The organism is Acinetobacter sp. GRABPA_MV_2, from assembly GCF_056725885.1.
In genome coordinates this window covers 71,890-93,282 of record NZ_JBWZNA010000012.1, presented here as the reverse complement: position 1 = coordinate 93,282, position 21,393 = coordinate 71,890, and the positions used below count along the sequence as shown (strand labels likewise).

16 protein-coding genes are annotated in these 21,393 nt (G+C 41.5%); 9 read left to right on the top strand and 7 right to left on the bottom strand.

The window, feature by feature from the left end:
• Window positions 1-14 precede the first annotated feature (14 nt).
• Complete coding sequence (locus ACXM0J_RS11955) at window positions 15-803, bottom strand: enoyl-CoA hydratase (RefSeq protein WP_086266192.1); 789 nt, start codon at window positions 801-803, stop codon at window positions 15-17.
• Between the two features lie 311 nt (window positions 804-1,114).
• On the opposite strand from ACXM0J_RS11955, the gene ACXM0J_RS11950 reads away from it, so the two are divergent.
• The 6 genes from ACXM0J_RS11950 to ACXM0J_RS11925 are packed head-to-tail and all read left to right on the top strand — an operon-like array spanning window position 1,115 to window position 7,571.
• Window positions 1,115-2,269: an acyl-CoA dehydrogenase family protein gene (locus tag ACXM0J_RS11950; RefSeq protein ID WP_000617391.1), complete on the top strand. Its 1,155-nt coding sequence runs from the start codon at window positions 1,115-1,117 to the stop codon at window positions 2,267-2,269.
• A gap of 58 nt (window positions 2,270-2,327) precedes the next feature.
• Window positions 2,328-3,611, top strand: coding sequence for an MFS transporter (locus ACXM0J_RS11945; RefSeq protein WP_197970761.1), 1,284 nt, complete (start codon window positions 2,328-2,330; stop codon window positions 3,609-3,611).
• A gap of 47 nt (window positions 3,612-3,658) precedes the next feature.
• Window positions 3,659-4,327 (top strand): 3-oxoacid CoA-transferase subunit A, encoded by a 669-nt coding sequence (locus ACXM0J_RS11940; RefSeq protein ID WP_000608704.1) that lies wholly within the window; start codon window positions 3,659-3,661, stop codon window positions 4,325-4,327.
• Window positions 4,327-4,980, top strand: coding sequence for a 3-oxoacid CoA-transferase subunit B (locus ACXM0J_RS11935; RefSeq protein WP_086266191.1), 654 nt, complete (start codon window positions 4,327-4,329; stop codon window positions 4,978-4,980). The genes ACXM0J_RS11940 and ACXM0J_RS11935 overlap by 1 nt, the downstream gene beginning before the upstream one ends.
• Before the next feature lie 38 nt (window positions 4,981-5,018).
• Window positions 5,019-6,335, top strand: coding sequence for an outer membrane trimeric porin-like protein DcaP (gene dcaP, locus ACXM0J_RS11930; RefSeq protein WP_086266190.1), 1,317 nt, complete (start codon window positions 5,019-5,021; stop codon window positions 6,333-6,335).
• 18 nt (window positions 6,336-6,353) lie between these two features.
• Window positions 6,354-7,571 (top strand): MFS transporter, encoded by a 1,218-nt coding sequence (locus ACXM0J_RS11925; RefSeq protein WP_086266189.1) that lies wholly within the window; start codon window positions 6,354-6,356, stop codon window positions 7,569-7,571.
• A gap of 20 nt (window positions 7,572-7,591) precedes the next feature.
• Here ACXM0J_RS11925 and ACXM0J_RS11920 read toward each other — a convergent pair whose 3' ends face one another.
• Window positions 7,592-8,041: a PaaI family thioesterase gene (locus ACXM0J_RS11920; protein WP_079284144.1), complete on the bottom strand. Its 450-nt coding sequence runs from the start codon at window positions 8,039-8,041 to the stop codon at window positions 7,592-7,594.
• Between the two features lie 303 nt (window positions 8,042-8,344).
• Here ACXM0J_RS11920 and ACXM0J_RS11915 point away from each other — a divergent pair, with 303 nt between their 5' ends.
• Window positions 8,345-10,147, top strand: coding sequence for an acyl-CoA dehydrogenase C-terminal domain-containing protein (locus ACXM0J_RS11915; RefSeq protein ID WP_086266188.1), 1,803 nt, complete (start codon window positions 8,345-8,347; stop codon window positions 10,145-10,147).
• 188 nt (window positions 10,148-10,335) lie between these two features.
• On the top strand, window positions 10,336-11,139 hold the full coding sequence (locus ACXM0J_RS11910; RefSeq protein ID WP_086266187.1) for a thioesterase family protein: 804 nt from the start codon (window positions 10,336-10,338) through the stop codon (window positions 11,137-11,139).
• Between the two features lie 61 nt (window positions 11,140-11,200).
• On the opposite strand, the gene ACXM0J_RS11905 is transcribed toward ACXM0J_RS11910, so the two are convergent.
• The gene (locus ACXM0J_RS11905) at window positions 11,201-14,683 is read right to left on the bottom strand and encodes an indolepyruvate ferredoxin oxidoreductase family protein (RefSeq protein ID WP_086266186.1); all 3,483 of its coding nucleotides are present in this window, start codon (window positions 14,681-14,683) and stop codon (window positions 11,201-11,203) included.
• 204 nt (window positions 14,684-14,887) lie between these two features.
• On the opposite strand from ACXM0J_RS11905, the gene ACXM0J_RS11900 reads away from it, so the two are divergent.
• Window positions 14,888-15,829, top strand: coding sequence for a LysR family transcriptional regulator (locus ACXM0J_RS11900; RefSeq protein ID WP_086266185.1), 942 nt, complete (start codon window positions 14,888-14,890; stop codon window positions 15,827-15,829).
• 240 nt (window positions 15,830-16,069) lie between these two features.
• Here ACXM0J_RS11900 and ACXM0J_RS11895 read toward each other — a convergent pair whose 3' ends face one another.
• Genes ACXM0J_RS11895 through ACXM0J_RS11880 form a run of 4 tightly spaced genes read right to left on the bottom strand, consistent with a single transcriptional unit; the run spans window position 16,070 to window position 21,386 of the window.
• The gene (locus ACXM0J_RS11895) at window positions 16,070-16,972 is read right to left on the bottom strand and encodes a hydroxymethylglutaryl-CoA lyase (protein WP_086266184.1); all 903 of its coding nucleotides are present in this window, start codon (window positions 16,970-16,972) and stop codon (window positions 16,070-16,072) included.
• Window positions 16,969-18,960: an acetyl/propionyl/methylcrotonyl-CoA carboxylase subunit alpha gene (locus tag ACXM0J_RS11890; RefSeq protein WP_086266183.1), complete on the bottom strand. Its 1,992-nt coding sequence runs from the start codon at window positions 18,958-18,960 to the stop codon at window positions 16,969-16,971. Before ACXM0J_RS11890 ends, ACXM0J_RS11895 begins: the two co-directional genes overlap by 4 nt.
• Window positions 18,961-18,971: 11 nt before the next feature.
• Window positions 18,972-19,775: an enoyl-CoA hydratase/isomerase family protein gene (locus tag ACXM0J_RS11885; protein ID WP_086266182.1), complete on the bottom strand. Its 804-nt coding sequence runs from the start codon at window positions 19,773-19,775 to the stop codon at window positions 18,972-18,974.
• 9 nt (window positions 19,776-19,784) lie between these two features.
• Entirely contained in the window at window positions 19,785-21,386 is a 1,602-nt protein-coding gene (locus ACXM0J_RS11880; RefSeq protein ID WP_086266181.1) for a carboxyl transferase domain-containing protein, read from the bottom strand.
• Between the last annotated feature and the right edge of the window lie 7 nt (window positions 21,387-21,393).

Here is a 21,393-nt window from a genome sequence, read left to right as displayed (position 1 = left end):
ATTATGGTTTTAAGTTATTTACCTTGATAAGATGGTTTACGCTTTTCGATAAAAGCTTGAACGCCTTCATTTTTATCTTCGGTAGAAAACAACAACTGGAATGCTTTTCGTTCTAGCGTTAAGCCTGCATTTAATGGAACATCTTCGCTCATTAGTGCAACTTCTTTAATTTGTTGCAGGGCAATAGGAGGCATTTTTGCGAGGCTTTGCGCCATTTGAATCGCAGTTGGAATAGTTTGGTCATCTTCGGTGACTTGCGAAACAAGACCGATGGTATAAGCTTCTTCGGCTTTCACCATGGAACCCGTCATAATCATGCGCATGGCATGGAATTTACCGACAGCACGGAATAAACGTTGTGTACCACCAGCACCCGGCATTAAACCGACTTTAATTTCTGGTTGACCAAAAGTCGCGCCTTTACCAGCAATAATAATGTCAGCATGCATTGCAAGTTCACAGCCACCACCTAATGCATAGCCATTTACAGCAGCAATCACAGGTTTAGGGCACTGAGCAATCGCATTCCAGTAACGTTCGGTATGACGCAATAACATTTCTGTGGAAGTTGCGGTTGTCATTTCTTTTAGATCTGCGCCTGCGGCAAAGACTTCTTCACCACCTGTGAGCACAACCGCATTGATCTCATCGTTAAAACTTAATTCGGTAAAAGCTTGTGCTAGTTGTTTGCGAACCTCTGTATTCAGTGCATTTTTTGCTTCAGGTCGGTTTATTTTTACAATCGCTATTTTTTGAATAGAAAAGTCGACTTCTACGAAATTATTCCCTATTGATACACTCATTTTTGAATTCCTTGTTTCGCACATCAAAACTATATTCCTTTTATGATGCTTATTTTGGAATTTATTTCAAGTCTTATTTAGCCCATTAGAGCAATTATGATTTATTAAATAAGCTAAGTTATTGATATTGCGTAATGGTGATTTTTTAAATTTCGTTAAACGAAATTAATTTTCAAAAAAGCTTGAAATTTGTATTTTCGTTCTCGTACTATGAAACACATTCGCAGTAAACAAGATTTAAAACATGGTATCCAGACAAGCTGGAGATGGCTGATGGGTACGATGGAAATACATAAAAAGGGAGATCATAGATGATCCGTGATGAAGGGATGTTGGAGCAGTTACTTTCAACAATTCGAGATTTTGTAAAAAATGAATTGATCCCTCGTGAAAACGAAGTGGTAGAGAAAGACAAAATTCCGGATGACATTGTGCAGCAAATGCGTGAGCTTGGTTTGTTCGGCCTCACAATTCCCGAAGAATATGGTGGCTTAGGTATCACCATGGAAGAAGAAGTCAGAGTTGCATTTGAACTTGGACAAACTTCACCAGCTTTTCGTTCTTTAATTGGTACTAATAACGGTATTGGTTCAAGTGCAATTTTGATTGATGGCACAGAAGAGCAAAAGCAAAAATATTTACCTCGTTACGCAAGTGGCGAAATTATTGGTTCATTTTGTTTAACCGAGCCTGAATCTGGCTCTGACGCTGCCTCTTTAAAAACCAGCGCAGTTAAAGACGGTGATTTTTATGTGTTAAACGGCACCAAACGTTTTATTACCAATGCACCTCATGCTGCAACTTTTACCGTAATGGCTCGAACCAATCCTGAAATTAAAGGCTCTGGTGGCATTTCAGCTTTTTTAGTCGAGGCAAATACACCAGGCATTACGTTAGGCAAAATTGACCAAAAAATGGGGCAAAAGGGCTCGCACACTTGTGATGTAATTTTTGAAAATTGCCGTGTGCCTGCTTCTGCATTGATTGGTGGGGTAGAAGGTGTTGGTTTTAAAACGGCCATGAAAGTGCTTGATAAAGGTCGTTTGCACATTGGTGCCTATAGCGTGGGTGTTGCCGAACGCATGTTAAACGACGCATTGCACTATGCGATTGAGCGTAAACAGTTTGGTCAACCTATTGCGAACTTCCAGTTGATTCAAGCCATGCTTGCCGACTCAAAAGCCGAGATTTATGCAGCTAAATGTATGGTTTTAGATGCAGCTCGCCGCCGTGACAATGGCGAAAACATTAGTACAGAAGCATCTTGCGCAAAAATGTTTGCGACTGAAATGTGCGGACGTGTTGCTGACCGCTGTGTACAGATTCACGGTGGTGCAGGCTATATCAGTGAATATGCCATTGAGCGTTTTTATCGTGATGTGCGTTTGTTCCGTCTCTATGAAGGAACCACGCAAGTTCAACAAATTATTATTGCCAAAAACATGATTAGGGAAGCTACAGCCTAATAAAAAATCAAATGCCATGAGGCATTGGATGCCTCATGTTCCTTCTGAGGATATGGACATGACAACAGAAACAGTTACCCAAAATACGGCTAGCAGTGAAGCTATCCAAACACCAAAAAAGATTTGGATTACCGCATTTATATTCGCTTTTTTAACATTGTTGTGTGATGGGGCAGACTTAGGTTTTTTGGCATTGAGCCTGACCAGTCTTAAAACAGAATTTCATTTGACGGGTGTACAAGCTGGAACGCTAGGCAGCTTAACGCTTTTCGGTTCCGCTGTGGGTGGTCTGATTGGTGGCTGGGCGTGTGACCGTTTTGGGCGAGTTCGCATTATTGTGTTCTTTATTGCTTATTCTTCAGTTTTAACCAGTGCGCTGGGTTTTACTGATTCTTATATGCAATTTGCAGTTTTAAGAACATTTGGAGCGATGGGCTTAGGCGCACTTTATATTGCCTGTAATATTTTAATGTCTGAAATGGTGCCAACCAAACATCGCTCGACCGTTTTGGCTACTCTCATGACTGGTTATACACTGGGTTCTTTACTTGCGACCTTATTAGCTGGACATATTATTCCTGAACATGGTTGGCGTTTCCTTTACTGGATTGCAATTGCGCCTGTGGTGTTGTCAGTTTTAATGCACTTTTGCGTACCTGAACCTGAGTCTTGGAAAAAAGCGCGTCAATTAAAAGCACTAGAAGTCGCTCAAAGTAACCAACCTAAAAAACGCCAAAATCCATATTTTGAGATTTTAAGAGATAAAAAACATGGCACCATGTTTGTTCTCTGGATTATTAGTACGGGTGCATTGCAGTTTGGCTATTACGGTGTGAGTAACTGGTTACCTGCTTATTTAGAGTCTGATCTTGGCATCAAGTTTAAAGAAATGGCCATGTATATGGTCGGTACCTTCCTGATTATGATGTTTGCCAAAGTGATCGCAGGGATCGTTGCCGATAAATTAGGACGCCGCGCTGTATTTGCTTTCGGAACTATTGGTACAGCTTTATTTATTCCAGTGATTGTCTATTTAAATACACCAACCAATATTTTATGGATGATGCTGTTCTTCGGTTTCCTTTACGGTATTCCTTACGCAATTAATGCCACCTATATGACAGAAAGCTTCCCGACTTCGATTCGAGGCTCGGCAGTGGGTGGTGCTTATAACATTGGTAAAGTACTTTCTATTTTCTCTCCATTAACAATTGGTTATCTATCGCAAAATGGTTCTATTGGCTTAGGGCTTTTGGTGATGGCTGCAGCTTATTTTATCTGCGGTGTAATTCCATTGTTATTTATTAAAGACCGACTATTTAACCCGCAAAAGGCAGAGTGACAGATCAATCTGTCACCTTAAATTAAGGATGAAAAGGGACAAGTGAGATGATAAATAAAATCACCAGTGACATTGAACCAATTTTAAAAGCTATTCCTGATGGTGCAACCATCATGACAGGCGGGTTTGGTGTGACGGGGCAACCTGCTGAATTAATTGAAGCCTTAATCGATTTAGGAAAAAAAGAACTCACCGTTGTAAATAACAATGCGGCTTCTGGTGATCGTGGTCTAACCAAGCTCATTATTGCTGGCTGTGTTAAAAAAATGATTTGTTCATTTCCGAAATCTGCTGGGTCAACCGTTTTTCAAGACTTATATAGAGCGGGAAAAATTGAGTTAGAACTAGTTCCACAAGGTAATTTGGCTTGTCGGATTCAGGCCGCAGGGGCTGGTTTAGGGGCTATTTTTACGCCGACTGGTTATGGTACCAAAGTTGCCGAGGGTAAAGAGACCCGAACCATTAACGGTAAAAATTATGTGCTTGAATATCCACTTGAAGCTGATTTTGCACTGATTTATGCCGATAAAGCCGACCGCTGGGGCAATTTAACTTACCGTAAAGCAGCCCGCAATTTTGGGCCGATCATGGCAAAAGCCGCCAAGACCACGATTGTTCAAGTGAATGATACCGTAGAGCTAGGAACGCTTGACCCAGAGTGCATTATTACACCGGGAATTTTTGTTCAGCACGTTGTAAAAGTAGGAGATATCTAATGTCAGTTCAAAAACGTTCTCGTGAAGATATTGCCAAGCTCATTGCCAATGACATTCTGGAAGGTTCCTATGTCAATTTAGGAATTGGCTTGCCGACCAACGTTGCTAAATTTTTGCCAAAAGACAAAGAAATCTTTTTACATTCGGAAAATGGGGTTTTGGCTTTTGGCCCACCACCACAACTGGGTGAGGAAGATGAAGACTTAGTAAATGCCGGAAAAGAACTTGTCACTTTATTAGATGGTGGATGTTTTATGCATCATGGTGACTCGTTTGACATAATGCGTGGCGGCCATCTGGACATTTGCGTAATTGGGGCATTCCAAGTTGCGGTAAATGGAGACTTAGCAAACTGGCATACCGGTAAAGTAGATGATGTACCCGCAGTTGGCGGTGCTATGGATTTGGCAGTCGGCGCAAAAACGATTTATGTCTATATGGAGCATGTCACTAAAAAAGGTGAGCCCAAAATTGTAAAGGAAATTACATATCCAATGACGGGTGAGCAGTGTGTAGATCGTATTTATACAGATTTATGCATTATTGAACTCAAAGACCAAAAAGCTTATGTCACGGAAATAGTCGAAGGCTTAACTTTTGATGAATTACAGGCTGTCACAGACTGTGAATTGATAGATGCACGTGTAGCCTAAATTACACACGGAAAAAACGCTTCTTTAAGGATTAAAAGATGAAAAAATTAATTTTAGCTGCAGCTTGCGCTGCGGCCTCAGGGACTATTTTTGCAAATTCTTCAGATACCACAGAACAAAGAATTAATTTGCTAGAAACCGAGCTGCAAAAATTAAAAGCAGAACTTGCTGCTCAGAAACAAACTCAAAATAATTTACAGGTCAAACAGGTAAAGATTGAAGAGAACATCGAAAAAACTAAAGCAACGGTAACAGAAAAGCCTGTTGCTCCTTCGTGGGTCACTTGGACGGATAATGTTAAGGTTTACGGTATCGCTCGTATTGATGCAGCGGTTGATTTTAAATCATCACCAGACTCGGGCGGTAGAACGACCAGCAGCCTGTACCGAACACCTTTTGAAAGTGAAAAACGTTCAAACCATGCACGTTCCGATGCCATGATTAATGCAAGCCGATTGGGCGTTTATTTTAATAGCCCAAATAAAGCTGTGACGGGAAATATTGAAGCTGATTTCTTTGATAGCTCTAACATGGGCACAGGAGATGGTAAATTCCGTATTCGTCATGCATTTTTCACTTATAAGGATTGGACCTTTGGTCAAACATGGTCACTCATGTCCAACATGGAGACACGTACAGAATCTGTGGATTACACGCAATTTGTGGGAACTTCCTATACGCGTACTCCTCAAATCCGTTATGACTGGAAAATCGATGCCAATAATGATTTAAAAGTAGCCTTGGAATATACAGGTTCGAGAGTCTCGGCATTTCCGACTTTAACGGGGCGCTATACTTTTAAACAAGGTCCTTTAACGGCACTTGCTCAAGGCTTTATTAATGAAAAGTCTACAGATGTGGCAACTGCCACGGTGAAGAAAGTAAGCTGGGGGGCAGGAGGCGGCTTAAAATATCAACTCACGCCACAACAATCGGTACAAGCAAATTATCAATATATTGTCGGTGATCAAAAATTTATGCCGTATACCACCCAAAGCGGGTTGGCAAATTCAGCAAGTTTAAATGCCGCGGGTGATTTTTCTTTAAACGAAGACAAAACAGATTTGGTTATGAATAAGTTGAATAGCATCAATATTGGTTATTCATATAAATTTAATGAGCAATGGCGTGCAAACTTATCGGCTTCAATGTTTGATTATGATGATGATACGGTTTATGCCAAACTCAACCCAGATGCTAATAAACGCTTAACGGACTACGCAGCTAACGTCTTTTATTCACCAATTGAGCAAATGGATATTGGTATGGAATATCATCAAGGCAAACGAGAAGTATTTGATGGCAGAACCGCTGATGTGTCACGCTTAAACTTTGTATCGATGTATAAATTCTAAAATGGGACGTAGTTAAAAATGGAAAAAATAGTTGAGCCCAATGCAGAAAATATACTGTCAAAAAGCTTTATTTTTATCATGGCAATGACATGTGGCATTTGTGCGGGTTCAAACTATTATAACCAGCCCTTAATCTATTCCATTGCAGAAGCATTAAAAGTCAATGCCGATCAAGTCGCCTTAACTATTGTGATTAGCCAACTGTCATATGCAGTTGGCCTTTTTATATTGGTTCCCTTAGGCGACTTTTTTGAAAAGCGCAGTTATATTTGCTTGCTCATGTGTTGTACGGGGCTTGCACAAGTAGGGTTATCCTTAAGTCAAACCTTGCCAGTTTTATATGGCTTTACCTTTTTAGCTACATTCTTTTCGATTGCAACTCAAGTTTTGGTTCCTTTCGCCGCAGGTTTAGCCAGCCCGAAAAAAAGCCCTCAAGTCGTAGGCACTCTCATGAGTGGTTTGTTCTTAGGAATATTATTAGCGCGTTCCATTGCAGGCTTACTTTCTACAGTTTGGTCTTGGCATGCGGTTTATTTAATTAGTGGAATTGTCATTTTGGTGTTTGCTTGGGTGATGTGGGTGAAGTTGCCAGTTGCGCGTAAGTCTCACCAACTCAATATTCTACAGATTTATGGTTCACTATTTTCATTAGCTGTTCACCAGCCGCATTTATTACGCCGTGGTTTTGCTGGTGGAATTGGCTTTGGAATTTTAGCTCTGATTTTTACCACTATGACTTTTATTTTGGCGAATGAGCCTTATCACTTTAACGATTTCCAGATTGGTTTATTTGGGATTGTTGGATTGGCAGGTGTATTTGCGACTCCTTGGGCAGGTAAGAAAATTGCAGCGGGTCTTGAAAATAAAATTGCAGTGATTTGCATGGGGTTATTAATAAGTGCCTGGATACCACTATTTTTTGCCCAGCAGTCTTTGGTTGCCTATGCTGTTGGTGTAATTATGGCGTACTTTGGTTTGTCGGCATTTCATGTACTCAACCAAAATTTGGTCTATCGTATTTCGGCTGAGGCGCGTTCCCGTATTAATTCAATTTATATGACTTTATATTTTGGTGGAGCCGCCTTAGGTTCTTTTATTGCGGTGTATGCTTGGAAACACTGGGGATGGGAAGCATGTGCTGCCTTAGGTTTAGTGATGGCATTGGTGAGTTTTACGATTGATCGTTTAGATTTTTATGAAATGAATAAGATTGCAAAGCCAGAAAAAGCTCCATAAACAGGAGCTTTAAAATTTTATTATTTGCGAATAATCATTAAGGTTGCCGAGGCAAAAGCATACACTTTGCCGTTTTCATCTACGATTTTACCTTCGGTACTAATAATATTGCGACCCGCATTAATTAACTCGGCTGTCGCATAGTAAGACGTATCAACCTGCATAGGGCGAATCATTTTTACATTTAAATCAATGGTTCCATAACCAACGCCATGTTCAAGTAGGGTATGAGCTGCGCTGCCTGTCGCAGTATCTAAAGCTGTGGCGCAAAAGCCGCCGTGTACACCGCCTTGTATATTTCTATGTTCTTTGCGAGGGGTAACTTTATAAGTTGCTTTACCTTCAGAAACTTCAACGAGTTCCATTGGTATGGTGTGAGCCATAGGGGATGGAGAAACTTCACCATTTTTTAAAGCGGTTAAAAACTCAAGACCTGTGTATTTCGGGCTTTCCATAAATCGTCCTTGGATGATTAAGCAGTCTAATCACGATACTATAAATTGAATTTTTACGGAATAAAATTTTGCAATACAAAATATAAATTTATTCTGATTAAGCAAAATTAATTACTTTTTATTATATATTTTTATTTTAAAACATGTATTTGTGTTTTATCTCTATTTGTGAGTTACGATAATTTTATTAAATTAGTGAAAATATATTTTGCTATAAGAAATTTTTTGATATTTTGGTGTGATTGAAACAATAAAAGTCCATTTTAAGGAAAAACGATATCTGCCATAAGACAGGCAGTGAAGTGAAAGGAAAAAACTATGCCTTTATACAAAGCTCCATTACGCGATATGCAATTTGTACTGCATGAAATGCTTCAAACAGAACAGAACTATCAAGGTTTAAGCAACTATCAGGAAAGCGTAAATCGAGAATTAATTGATCAATATTTAGAGGCGGCCGCAGATTTTTGTGAAAATGAGTTGGCACCGATTAACCAAAATGGTGATCAGGAAGGGTGTCATTTAAATCAAGGTGTAGTTACAACGCCGAAAGGTTTTAAAGAAGCCTACCAAAAATATGCCGAGCTAGGTTTTACTTCATTAACCGCCGATCCGGAATATGGTGGACAAGGCTTGCCGACATTGCTGCGGATCGCTATTTCTGAAATGTTATGTGGCTCTAATTGGGCTTGGGCGATGTATCCCGGCTTGTCTCATGGCGCAATGAGAACTATTGAGCATCATGGTACCGAGCAACAAAAACAGAAGTTTTTGACTAAACTCATTAGTGGTGTTTGGACCGGAACGATGTGTTTAACCGAATCACATGCGGGCTCGGACCTTGGGTTAATTAGAACTAAAGCAGAACCAAATCCTGACGGTAGCTACTCAATTACAGGCGAAAAGATTTTTATTTCAGCGGGTGAACACGATCTTTCTGAAAATATTATTCATATTGTTTTAGCCCGTTTACCTCAGGCACCCGCAGGGACTAAAGGTATTTCTTTATTTATTGTGCCTAAATTTAATGTGAGTGACGACGGTCAGGTGTTGGACCGTAATAAAGTTGTTTGTAATGCGATTGAACATAAAATGGGGATTCATGGTAATGCGACCTGCGTACTGAATTTTGATGGCGCCAAAGGTTATTTAATTGGTCCTGAAAATCGCGGGCTCAATTGTATGTTTACCTTCATGAATACTGCACGCATTGGAACGGCAGTACAAGGGCTTGCTGCTTCTGAAATTTCATTTCAAGGCGCATTAAGTTATGCCAAAGAACGTCTTGCTATGCGATCGCTATCTGGTCCTCAATATCCTGAGAAAAATGCCGATCCAATTATTGTGCATCCTGCTGTACGTTCGATGTTAATGACACAAAAAGCTTTTTCTGAAGGTGGCCGTGCGTTGGCTTATTTTTTGGCTCAGCATGTCGATATTGTGGAAAGCTCAAACGATCAGCAACAGCAAAAACACTCCGATGAATTACTGGCTTTTTTAACGCCAATTGCTAAGGCTTTTTTAACCGAGTCAGGTAATGAGTCTGCCAAGCATGGCGTTCAAGTATTTGGCGGTCATGGCTTTATTGTTGAGCATGGTATGGAGCAAATTGTACGTGATGCGCGTATCTCAACATTGTATGAAGGAACAACTGAAATCCAGTCTCTAGATCTGCTGGCACGTAAAGTTCTAAAGTCGGAAGGCAAACTTTTAAAGAATATGACGGATTTAATTGATCAGTTTATTAGTCAACAGCAATCTAGTGAAACCCTGAAACCTTATCTAGAGAAATTAGATGAGCTTAAACAGCAATGGCTGTCACTGATCAAATCTATTGCAGAGAAAGCCAAGCACAACCCAGAAGAAATAGGGGCAGCTTCGGTGGATTATCTTTATTTTTCTAGTTACGTCGTGTTCGCTTATTTGTGGGCTCGAATGGCACAAGTTGCCCATGAAAAATTAGAATCGGGTACACAAGAAGAAGCTTTTTATAAAGCAAAGTTAACGACAGCTAAGTTTTTCTATCAAAAACTTTTACATCGTACACAGAGCCATGCTGCTTCTATTGAGTCTGGCGCTGAATCGATTATGGAACTCGATCAAGATGCTTTTGCATTTTAATGAATCGTAATATCTAAAATCACTAGGTGAAATTGACATGCGAAATTTTACCTAGTGATTAATCTTATACTCTTGAGTTTTTGATAGGAAAAACCAGTTGAGCTAAAGAAATAGGGGGTTAATATAAGCATTAAAACGTGAATTTTCATCAAATATTGATGTTGGATAAGGACTAAGGAAAGAAAATCATGAATGCTTATTATCAATTACTGAATAGAACAATTGGTCCTCAAGGTGAAGTCATTGCTCATTATTGCTCAACTGTTCACGCACAAGGAGCTTGGAACCCTCATGAACAGCATATGGCGCCTGCAAGTGGTGTCATCGCAGCAGAGCTAGAGCAATTTTCACCACGACAAGATATGCGAATTGGTCGAATTAGTTTTGATATTTTTGGTTTGATTGCATTTGGTGAATTTACGATTAAGACCCATGTGATTCGTGCCGGTAAAACGATTGAATTGATTGAAGCTGAAATGCAGGCACAAGGTAAAACCTGTATTGTGGCTAGAGCATGGCGAATGTGCACTCAAGACAGTTCCGAGATTGCTGGGCTTGAAGATAAGCCAGTTCATCATCCAGATACTTTTACAGAATGGTCGGGCATGAAAAGATGGCCAGGTGGTTTTATCCAGACACTCATCACTAAAACTGATGATCAGCATCGTGCGGGCAAAGGAATTGTTTGGCTAAACAATGATAAAGAAATAGTTGAAGGACAGCCGACGACAGATTTTGCTCATTTAATTGGCATGGTAGATACAGCAAACGGCATTGTACCAAGACAAGAAGGCGAATTTACTTGGGGCTTCCCAAATCTTGATTTGCAAGTTCACATGCACCGTTATCCGCAAGGTAAATGGCTAGGTCTGCAAACCGTTCAGCAATATGGTTCGGATGGTATTGGTTTAACCAGTGCGGTTTTACATGATGTGTATGGTCCATTTGGACGAAGCGAGCAGATTTTGACTTTACGTAAAATGGCTAAATAAATTTTTGAGCCAATAAAAAAGTCATCCCTAAGGATGACTTTTTTATTTTGAGATTTAATTTTTAGTTACGGACTTTTAGCAGTGTTGGGGTAAGTTCATCCCAACGTTGTTTTGCAGCGTTCATTGCTTTCATTTTGATATGCCCATAACCACGAACTTCTGCCGGTAATTTTGCAATTTGCTCGGCAACTGCCAAGTTATGATTGTCTGGTGCTTCAACAAGTGCTTCAACAAATGCAATGTAACGATCACGCCACGCTTGTTCGTGTTGACGTTCTTCTTGACGTGCAAATGGATCAAGGAAAGTTTCACGAAGCCATTGTAAGCGAGCAAGCATCATCATTGGGAAGCGCATCCAGTAACCAAACGCACGTTTACGGACATTTTTCAGGCCACCAAGTAACGCTGGTGGGGCAAGGTGATACGTTAAACGTAAGCCTTTACCGAACTGGGTTTCAATTGATTCTTTGAAGCTTTTACCTGTTAAAAGACGTGCAACTTCATATTCATCTTTATAAGCCATGACTCTATAAAGCTGAGTTGCAATTGTACCTGTTAACTCTTCTGGTAATTTTTTAGCTGCTAGCTCTACAAGTGTACGGTATTTAGCTGCATAAGCTTCATTCCAGTAGTCTGTAAGACGAGCAGAACGGTCTTCAACAAGTTCAGCTAAAGTTTGCGGTGTTTTAGTTTTTGGCATTGCTGCAAGTAAACGAGCAGCTAAAGTTGGGTCACTTGCAAGATGACAACCCACGCGGAAAGCTTCGATATTCTTTTCAACAGCCGTACCATTTAGGCGAATTGCTTTTTCAATGCTTTCGCGTAATAGCGGAATGCGACCAGATTGCCAAGCCATACCAAGTAATAACTGGTTAGTATAGATCGAATCACCTAAGAGTAGTGTTGCAATGCGAGCTGCTGGTAAAGAAACCAGTTGACCTTGACGAACACGACCACGAAGACGATCAATTAAATCAGTAATAGGTGCATACCAGTCACGAGATTTGATAAATTCAGAAGTAGGGGTACTGTCTTCATTCACAATAACCAAAGCATCATCTTTTAAGCGAGATAGAGCAGCGCTACCACCAGCCACTACGGCATCTGCACCAATCAATAATTCACATTGGCCCGCCGGAATTTTCGTAGAAGAAATTTGCTCATCAGTTGCCGCAAGTTGAACGTATGAATAAACCGTACCACCTTTTTGCGCAAGACCAGCCATGTCCATAACACGTGTTGCTTTACCTTCGAGGTGAGCTGCCATACCAAGAAGTGCACCAATAGTCACAACACCTGTACCACCAATACCGCCAACCATAATACGACTTGGAACGTCATATAACTGAGGAATAACTGGTGATGTTGGCCAGCCTGCACCAATACCTTCAAATTTAGCCGGACGTTTCATGTCGCGTGTATGAACAGTCACAAAACTAGGGCAGAACCCTTCAGCACAAGTGAAGTCTTTATTACAGCTACTTTGGTTAATTTGACGCTTAGTGCCTAAAGCAGTCTCTACTGGCTCAATAGATAAACAGTTTGATTTTTTCGAACAGTCGCCACAGCCTTCGCAAATATCACTATTAATGTATAAACGCTCAGCTGGATCAGGGTATGCATCACGTTTACGACGACGGCGTTTTTCGCTGGCACAGGTTTGTACATAGATTAAAGCGGTGACACCTGTAATTTCACGAAGCTCACGTTGAACTGCATCGAGTTCATTACGGTGGCGAATTTCTACACCCGGTGCAATGCCGTCTTCTTCGTTTAATAGTTTAACTTCATCAGTGACAATAACTTGTTTTTTAATACCTTCGGCAGCAAGCTGACGAGTTAACTGCGCAACGCTCAAATGACCATCTACATGCTGACCACCTGTCATAGCGACTGCATCGTTGTAGAGGATTTTGTAGGTAATATTGGTTTTTGCGGCGATAGACTGACGAATTGCCAAGTAACCTGAGTGGAAGTAAGTTCCATCACCAAGGTTGGCAAAAATGTGTTTTTCATTGGTAAATGGTGATGCACCCACCCAACTTACACCTTCACCACCCATTTGAGAGAATGTTTCGGTACCGCGGTCAAGTGAAACTGCAATATAGTGACAACCAATACCACCTAACGCGCGACTACCTTCAGGAACTACGGTTGAAGAGTTATGTGGGCAACCACTACAGAAATATGGTTTACGTTCAGCAAGGTCAATCACACGTTTTGATTCTTGCTCTGCTTTTAGTAGTAAGTCGATTCTGCTTTGGATTTGTACTTTTAGGCTTTCTGGAATATCAAGTTTTAAGAAGCGAGCAGCCAGCATTTTTGCAATAGGTTCAGGCTGATACTCATAGTGACCAATGAGCGGTGCTTCTTCAATAGAGGTACTCCATTCACCTTTACCATCAGTTGCTTTACCAATGACACGAGGACGTTTGCCATCAGGTAGTGAGTACAACTCGTCTTTAATTTGTGTTTCGATAATTGGACGTTTTTCTTCAATAACGATGAGTTCTTCTAAACCTTCGGCAAATTCACGAATGCCTTGTGGTTCTAAAGGCCAAATCATCCCAACCTGATAAACACGTAGCCCAAGCTGTTGGGCTTTTTCATCTTCAATACCCAAAATGCGTAAGGCTTCAATCGTATCTAAATAGCCTTTACCACTTGCGGCAATACCAATACGGGCATTTTCACAAGGCCATGTAACGGTGTTTATTTTGTTGGCACGGGCATAAGCCAAAACAGCAGGTAAGCGATATTTATAAAGACGTTCTTCTTGCTGAATGCCATGATCTGGCCAGCGAATATTGACGCCGCCCTCTGGGAAATTAACATCTTCTGGTATAACCGGAGTAACACGGTCTAGGTCGACATGAACAGAAGCAGAAGTCTCTACAATTTCACTCACCAGCTTCATTGAAGACCAAAGGCCAGAAAAACGTGAAACAGCAATGGCGTGAACACCAAAGTCTAAAATTTGTTGAACGGATGTTGGGTAGAAAATTGGAATACCACAACCAATCATGACATGTTCGGACTGGTGAGGGATTGTAGAAGATTTACATGAGTGGTCATCACCAAATAAAGCAACAACACCACCACGTTCAGAGGTACCAGCTAAGTTAGCATGGCGGAGTACATCGCCTGAACGGTCAACACCCGGGCCTTTACCATACCACCATGAAGACACTCCATCATATTTGCCTTGGCCTGAAAGATTAACTTGTTGGGTACCCCAAATTGCGGTAGCAGCCAAGTCTTCATTTACACCAGGTTGAAATACAACATTATGGGATTTAAGTAATCCTTGAACTTGCCAAAGGAAACTATCATAGTTACCAACAGGAGAACCGCGATAACCAGAAATAAAACCAGCAGTATGATAACCATTGATCGCATCACGGCGAGTTTGGGCAAGAGGCAAACGAACAAGCGCCTGAATGCCGGTCATATATGCTGTACCGTTATCACTTACATATTTATCTTCAAGTGACACATCCTTTGTTGCAATAATATTTGGAGTGACTTTTGTAGCTATATTCATTTATATCTCCTTAGAATTTTTAGTAGCTCGGACTACTTTCTTTTTTCAACATCCAGTTGAATATTTGGAGCAAGTGACATACGAAATAAAAAAAGATCGGTTCCTCTTCTTAAAAAGAATTAGTGCCAATGTATGTACATTTAGTCATTGTGGTTGATCTAAACTGGTGCAACAATCCGTAATTTAGGAAAACATATTTACGTTATGCGCAAAAATCTCGATGGTGGACTATTGCATGCAATGCATGCATTCCTGAAAGTGATTGATAGCGGGAGTTTCACAGCAGCAGCTGAGCAGATGGATCTGACCACAGCACAGGTTTCACGTCTTATCAGCGAGCTAGAAACACGCTTAGGTACAAAATTAATACAACGCTCAACGCGCCAGCAGGCACTGACCGATATTGGTGCGACTTACGCAGAGCGCTGTCGCCAAGTTATTTCAATGGTGGATGAAGCGGAGTCAGAAGTAACAGGGACGGCATCTAAACCCAAAGGGCGTTTACGTGTATTAAGCATGGGAAGCTTTGGGCATCATTATGTTTTTCCAGTAATGGCCGAATTTTGTAAGCATTACCCTGAACTAACCGTGGAATATACGACCTCACAGTACGTTCCAGACCTGTTGGCAAAAGGGGTGGATGTCAGTCTTTATCTGACTGAATCATTAACAGATTCTCGTTTTGTCGCACGCAGAATTGGCACTATCTTTTCTGTTTTATGTGCTTCACCTGCGTATCTAGAAAAACATGGTGTGCCTGAGTCCCCTGAAGACTTAAAAAACCACGCCTGTTTACGCTTAGTAAACCCATCTATTACACCAGATTGGCACTTGTTAAATGCAAAGGGTGAGTCTTACCAAATTGATACTGGCGGGCAACTCATTGCAGATAACCCTGAGTTATTGTTAGATGTGGTGCAACAAGATATGGGTGTGGCGCTATTGCCGATGTTTTCGGCTTTAGATGCAGTTCAGAATGGAAGATTATGCCATATCTTGCCAGAGTGGCGTTCACCCGATATAGGGGTTTATACCTTATTGCCTTCACGTCATTTCATTGATGCTAAAACGCGTGCATGGTTAGATTGGGTGGAAGAACATATTTCGCCAAGAATTGAAATGGATGCATCTTATTTTTATAAATAATAAGATAAATTTTTTAAGGACTACAATTGAAAAAGGATAAAGAATAATACGGATTTAGAACAAAAATAGGGTAGAGAATGCTTCTGTTGAGAGAGGCATTTAATACAGAGATAAATGATAAATTTTAAAAAAATTGCATGAGGGATTTAGTCCCAATTCCTGAACGAAATGAGATAAAGATGAGATAGCATGATCTGGTACTTTGCCTTATACCAGATGCTGACCTACTTTAATTTATGACTAGGCACACTTGGTTTGCCAATAAGCATTTGCATAATTCGACAAGCTTTTTCGGTTTAGTACATTGCTAATATTTTGGCTGGCTTGCATCAGTTTTTCTAAGTCAATGCCAGTTTCAAAGCCCATGTGCGACAGCAAATAAAATAGATCTTCGGTCGATACATTACCCGAGGCACCTTTGGCATAAGGGCAACCGCCAAGTCCTGCAAGGGAAGAATCAAAAACACGAATACCTTGCTGTAAAGACTGATAAATATTGGCAATTGCCATGCCATAGGTGTTATGGAAATGCCCAGCTAAAACTTTGCTGTCGAGTTCAGCAAGGCAGGCTTGCCAAACCTTTTGAACACGATCAGGTGTTGCTGTGCCAATGGTTTCACCTAAAGACACCTCATAGCAGCCCATGTCATAGAGTCGTTTAACAACTCTCACCACTTGTTCAGGGGCAATTGCGCCTTCATATGGACAATCGACTATACAAGAGACATAACCGCGCACACGGATGTTATGAGCTTTTGCAGCCGCCATGACATCGCTAAATTTTTCAAAGCTTTCATCAATAGAGCAGTTGATATTTTTACGAGTAAAACTCTCAGAAGCTGCGGTAAACACCGCAACCTCTTTGCATCCTACTGCTTGAGCAGTTTCAAAACCTTTGATATTTGGGGTGAGCAGGCTAAATTGCACATCGGTTGTTTGGGGTAGTTGCTTAAAGAGCTCATGACTTTGAGCCATTTGCGGTACCCATTTTGCCGAAACGCATGAACCGACTTCAATTGATTTTAGGCCTGCACTGATTAGGTCATTAATAAAGTTTAAGCGTTGTTCGACAGTTAAAGTCTGCTTTTCATTTTGGAGGCCGTCTCTGGGACCGACCTCTACGATTTTGACAAACTCACTCATGCAACTTCCTCCTGTGCAGGCTGAAATTCCACAAGCTCATCGCCAGCTTTGACCTGATCACCGACTTGGAAGTAGGAATCTACAATTACGCCATCTTTAGGGGCACGGATGGTATATTCCATTTTCATGGCTTCAAGCGTCATTAAAATATCATCTTTTTTAACGCTATGATTTGCGCTTACCAAAACTTGAGTGACTACACCCGGCATTGGTGCTTTTAGGTGGCCTTCATCGGCTTGGCTATCTGCTTGATTAAAGTCTTGGCGAATATAAGCAAATTTATAGCTTTGTCCATTTTGGAACAAGGTAATGCCTTGCTTATTTTGGTTAAAAGATAGCTTTTGCTTAGACCCACCAATCTGAACAGATGCCATATGCGCATCAAGCAATTGACCTGAAATCGGGTAGCTTTGACCATTATATTCTGCGGTGAAGCCATGTTCATTTGAGGCAAATTTGATTTGAATATTTTGGTTTAAATAATTCAGTTTAATACTGTACTGATAGGCAATATTTAAACGCCAAAGTGGTTGAGCTTGCCAAAGCTGTTTTTGGCTTGAGCTGTTGTTATTAAGTTGGCTTAAAAACTCAATAAATGCCGCTGCCACCACAAGTTCTGGTTTGATCTCTTCAGGGCTAAACAAGAAGTTTTGTTCACGTTGAATCAGGTTGGTATCAAGCTTGGCTTGTTTAAACGATTCGCTACGAACAATTTTTTCAAGAAAAGCAATGTTGTTGCCTAAACCATCGACATGAAATTGGCTTAGGGCATGTTGCATTTGAATAAGTGCAGCTTCACGGTTTTTACCCCATACGATGAGTTTTGCAATCATTGGGTCGTAATAGGTCGTGATTTCATCGCCTTCAACAATACCACTGTCCACACGCACATATTGGTTTTGCGTTGGGTAGTGCAAATAGTCAATTTTTCCGATTGCAGGTAAAAAGCCTTTTTCGGGTTCTTCTGCATAGATTCGAGCTTCAAGTGCATGGCCGTGAATTTGGAGTTGGTTTTGTAGTTTAGGCAAAGGTTCGCCATAAGCCACACGAAGTTGCCATTCAACCAAGTCTTCACCTGTAATCATTTCGGTAACAGGGTGCTCGACTTGTAGACGGGTATTCATTTCCATGAAATACGCCGTACCGTCTTGTTCCACAATAAACTCAACCGTACCGGCACCAACATAATTTACGGCACGTGCAGCATCGATTGCAGCTTGGCGCATTGCATCGAGCTTCTCGCTTGGCATTTGTGGAGCAGGGGCTTCTTCTAACACTTTTTGGTGACGGCGTTGTACAGAGCAGTCGCGTTCAAATAAGTGCACATAGTTGCCATGTGTATCGCCAAACACTTGCACTTCAATATGGCGCGGTTGAATCACATATCGCTCAATCAAGACATCATCATTACCAAAGCTCGATTTGGCTTCACGTTTACAAGAGGCTAAAGCATGCAGAAAATCTTCACTGCGTTCAACCAGACTCATGCCTTTACCACCACCGCCAGCACTGGCTTTAATTAAAACAGGATAGCCAATTCGGTCTGCCTGTTGTTTTAAAAAGTCAGCATCTTGGTTGGTTCCGTGATAACCCGGTGTTAAAGGAACACCTGCTTTTTCCATTAACGCTTTCGAGGTTGCTTTTAAGCCCATCGCTAAAATGGCATCCACTGGCGGCCCAATAAAGCAAATATTGTGCTGTTGGCAAGCGAGTGCAAACTGGTCATTTTCCGAAAGGAAACCGTAGCCCGGGTGAACTGCTTGGCTGCCCGTATCAATGGCCGCTTGAATAATACGATCAACCTGTAAATAACTTTGCGTTGCAGGGGACTGACCAATATAAATCGCTTCATCTGCAAGTTTGACGTGTTGTGCATTTGCGTCTGCATCTGAGTAAACGGCAACCGTTGCAATACCTAATTTTTTAGCTGTGCGAATTACGCGGCAGGCAATTTCGCCACGGTTCGCAATTAAAATCTTTTCAAACATGATGATCGTCCTTAATTGTTGTTATGCGAGTTAGAAACCCAAGCAGGCTGCTGTTTATTTAAAAAGGCACTCAGACCTTCTTTTGCCTCGCTGCCTTGACGAACTTGAGCAATATGATGTGCTGTCTGTTGCAGCAAGTCATTGCTCATGGTCTGGTTGCTGACCATTTGAATGAGTTGTTTTGAGGCCGCTTGAGCATGCGGGCCACCAAGTAATAGAGCATCAACAATTTCTTGAACTTTTTTATCTAAGTCTTCCGCATCTGCAACTTCATGTGCCAAGCCAATTTGTTTGGCTTCACGTGCTGAAATCCGCTCGGCAGTTAAGAAGTAACGGGAAGCTTGTCTTGCACCAATCGCACGGATCACATAGGGACTAATGGTAGATGGAGCAAGCCCTAAACGAACCTCAGAAGTTGCAAACTTGGCATCCGTGCTGGCAATACAAATATCACATGCCGACGCTAAACCCATGCCGCCACCAAAGGCAATCCCATGCACGCGGGCAATAGTCGGTTGTTTAAGTGTTGCAAGTGCATCAAGCATTTGCGCAAGTTTTAATGCATCTGCTTCATTTTCTGCTGAAGATGCCTGACCAGCCTGTTTCATCCAGTTGAGGTCGGCACCTGCTGAAAAGCTTTTGCCGCGACCAGCCAGAACCACAACACGAATATCATCACGTGTATGGATTTGCTTAAAGCAGGCATGTAGTTCTTCAATGACTGTGGTGTTGAATGCATTGTGCAATTCAGGGCGATTCAGCCAAACATAGGCAACCTGATCTTGTTGTTCGAGTTGTAAAAATTGAAAGCTCATATACACCTCTTACATGCGGAACACGCCAAATTTGGTTGGCTGGATTGGGGCATTCATAGCAGCAGCAAGACTTAAACCGAGTACTTGGCGAGTTTGCGCTGGGTCGATTACACCGTCATCCCAAAGTCGGGCAGAAGCATAATATGGATGACCTTGACGCTCGTATTGTTCACGAATGGGTTGTTTAAATTCGTCTTCTTCTTGTGCTGACCAATCGGCACCTTTTTGCTCAATTTGATCACGTTTTAAAGTTGAGAGTACGCTTGCTGCTTGTTCACCGCCCATCACTGAAATACGAGAGTTTGGCCATGTCCATAAAAAACGTGGTGAATAAGCACGGCCACACATACCGTAGTTACCTGCACCAAACGAACCACCAATAATCAAGGTGAGTTTTGGTACATTTGCGGTTGCAACTGCCATAACCAATTTGGCACCGTTTTTTGCAATCCCTTCATTTTCATACTGGCGACCGACCATGAAGCCCGTAATGTTTTGTAGGAATAACAATGGAATATTGCGCTGTGTGCATAGCTCAATGAAGTGCGCACCTTTTTGTGCAGACTCAGAAAATAAAATCCCGTTATTGGCAATAATGCCGACCGGCATACCATAGAGTGAAGCAAAACCGGTAATCAGTGTTGAACCAAAACGTGCTTTAAACTCATCAAAACGAGAGCCGTCTACAATACGGGCAATGACTTCACGCACATCGAAAGGCTTACGCGCATCACTTGGTACCACGCCATAGAGTTCCGATGCATCAAATAGAGGCTCATCAACTTGTTTATTTAAGTCATTTGGCTTTTTATTTAAGTTCGCAACAATGTTTCGTGCAATCGCAATTGCATGTTCATCATTTTCAGCTAAATGATCAGCCACGCCTGAAAGACGTGTATGCACATCACCACCACCTAGATCTTCGCTGCTCACGACTTCGCCCGTTGCAGCTTTTACCAGAGGAGGGCCGCCTAAGAAAATCGTACCTTGATTACGGACAATAATCGTTTCATCCGACATGGCAGGTACATATGCACCACCTGCGGTACAGCTACCCATCACCACAGCAATTTGGGCAATCCCTAAGCTCGACATGCGTGCCTGATTATAGAAAATACGCCCGAAGTGATCACGGTCTGGAAAAACCTCATCTTGCATTGGTAAATAGGCACCGCCTGAATCCACCAAATAAATACAAGGCAAGTGATTTTGTTCAGCAATTTCTTGTGCGCGTAGATGCTTTTTAACCGTAAGGGGATAATACGTTCCGCCTTTAACCGTTGCATCATTGGCAACGATCATGCAAGTGATGCCGTTGACTTGACCAATACCCGCAATCACACCCGCAGCAGGAACATCATCTTCATAAACGTTGTACGCTGCCAACTGACCAATTTCTAAAAATGCCGTGCCGACATCAATCAGTTGATCAATACGTTCACGAGGTAAAAGTTTACCTCGAGCCAAATGTTTTTGACGGGCATTTTCACCGCCGCCTAAAGCAATACGCTGGGCAACTTGTTTTAGATCTGTGACCAATGTTTGCATGGCTTGCTGGTTTGTTTTGAAGTCTTCACTTCGAACATTAATCTTGCTTTGTAATTGGTTCATAAGATGC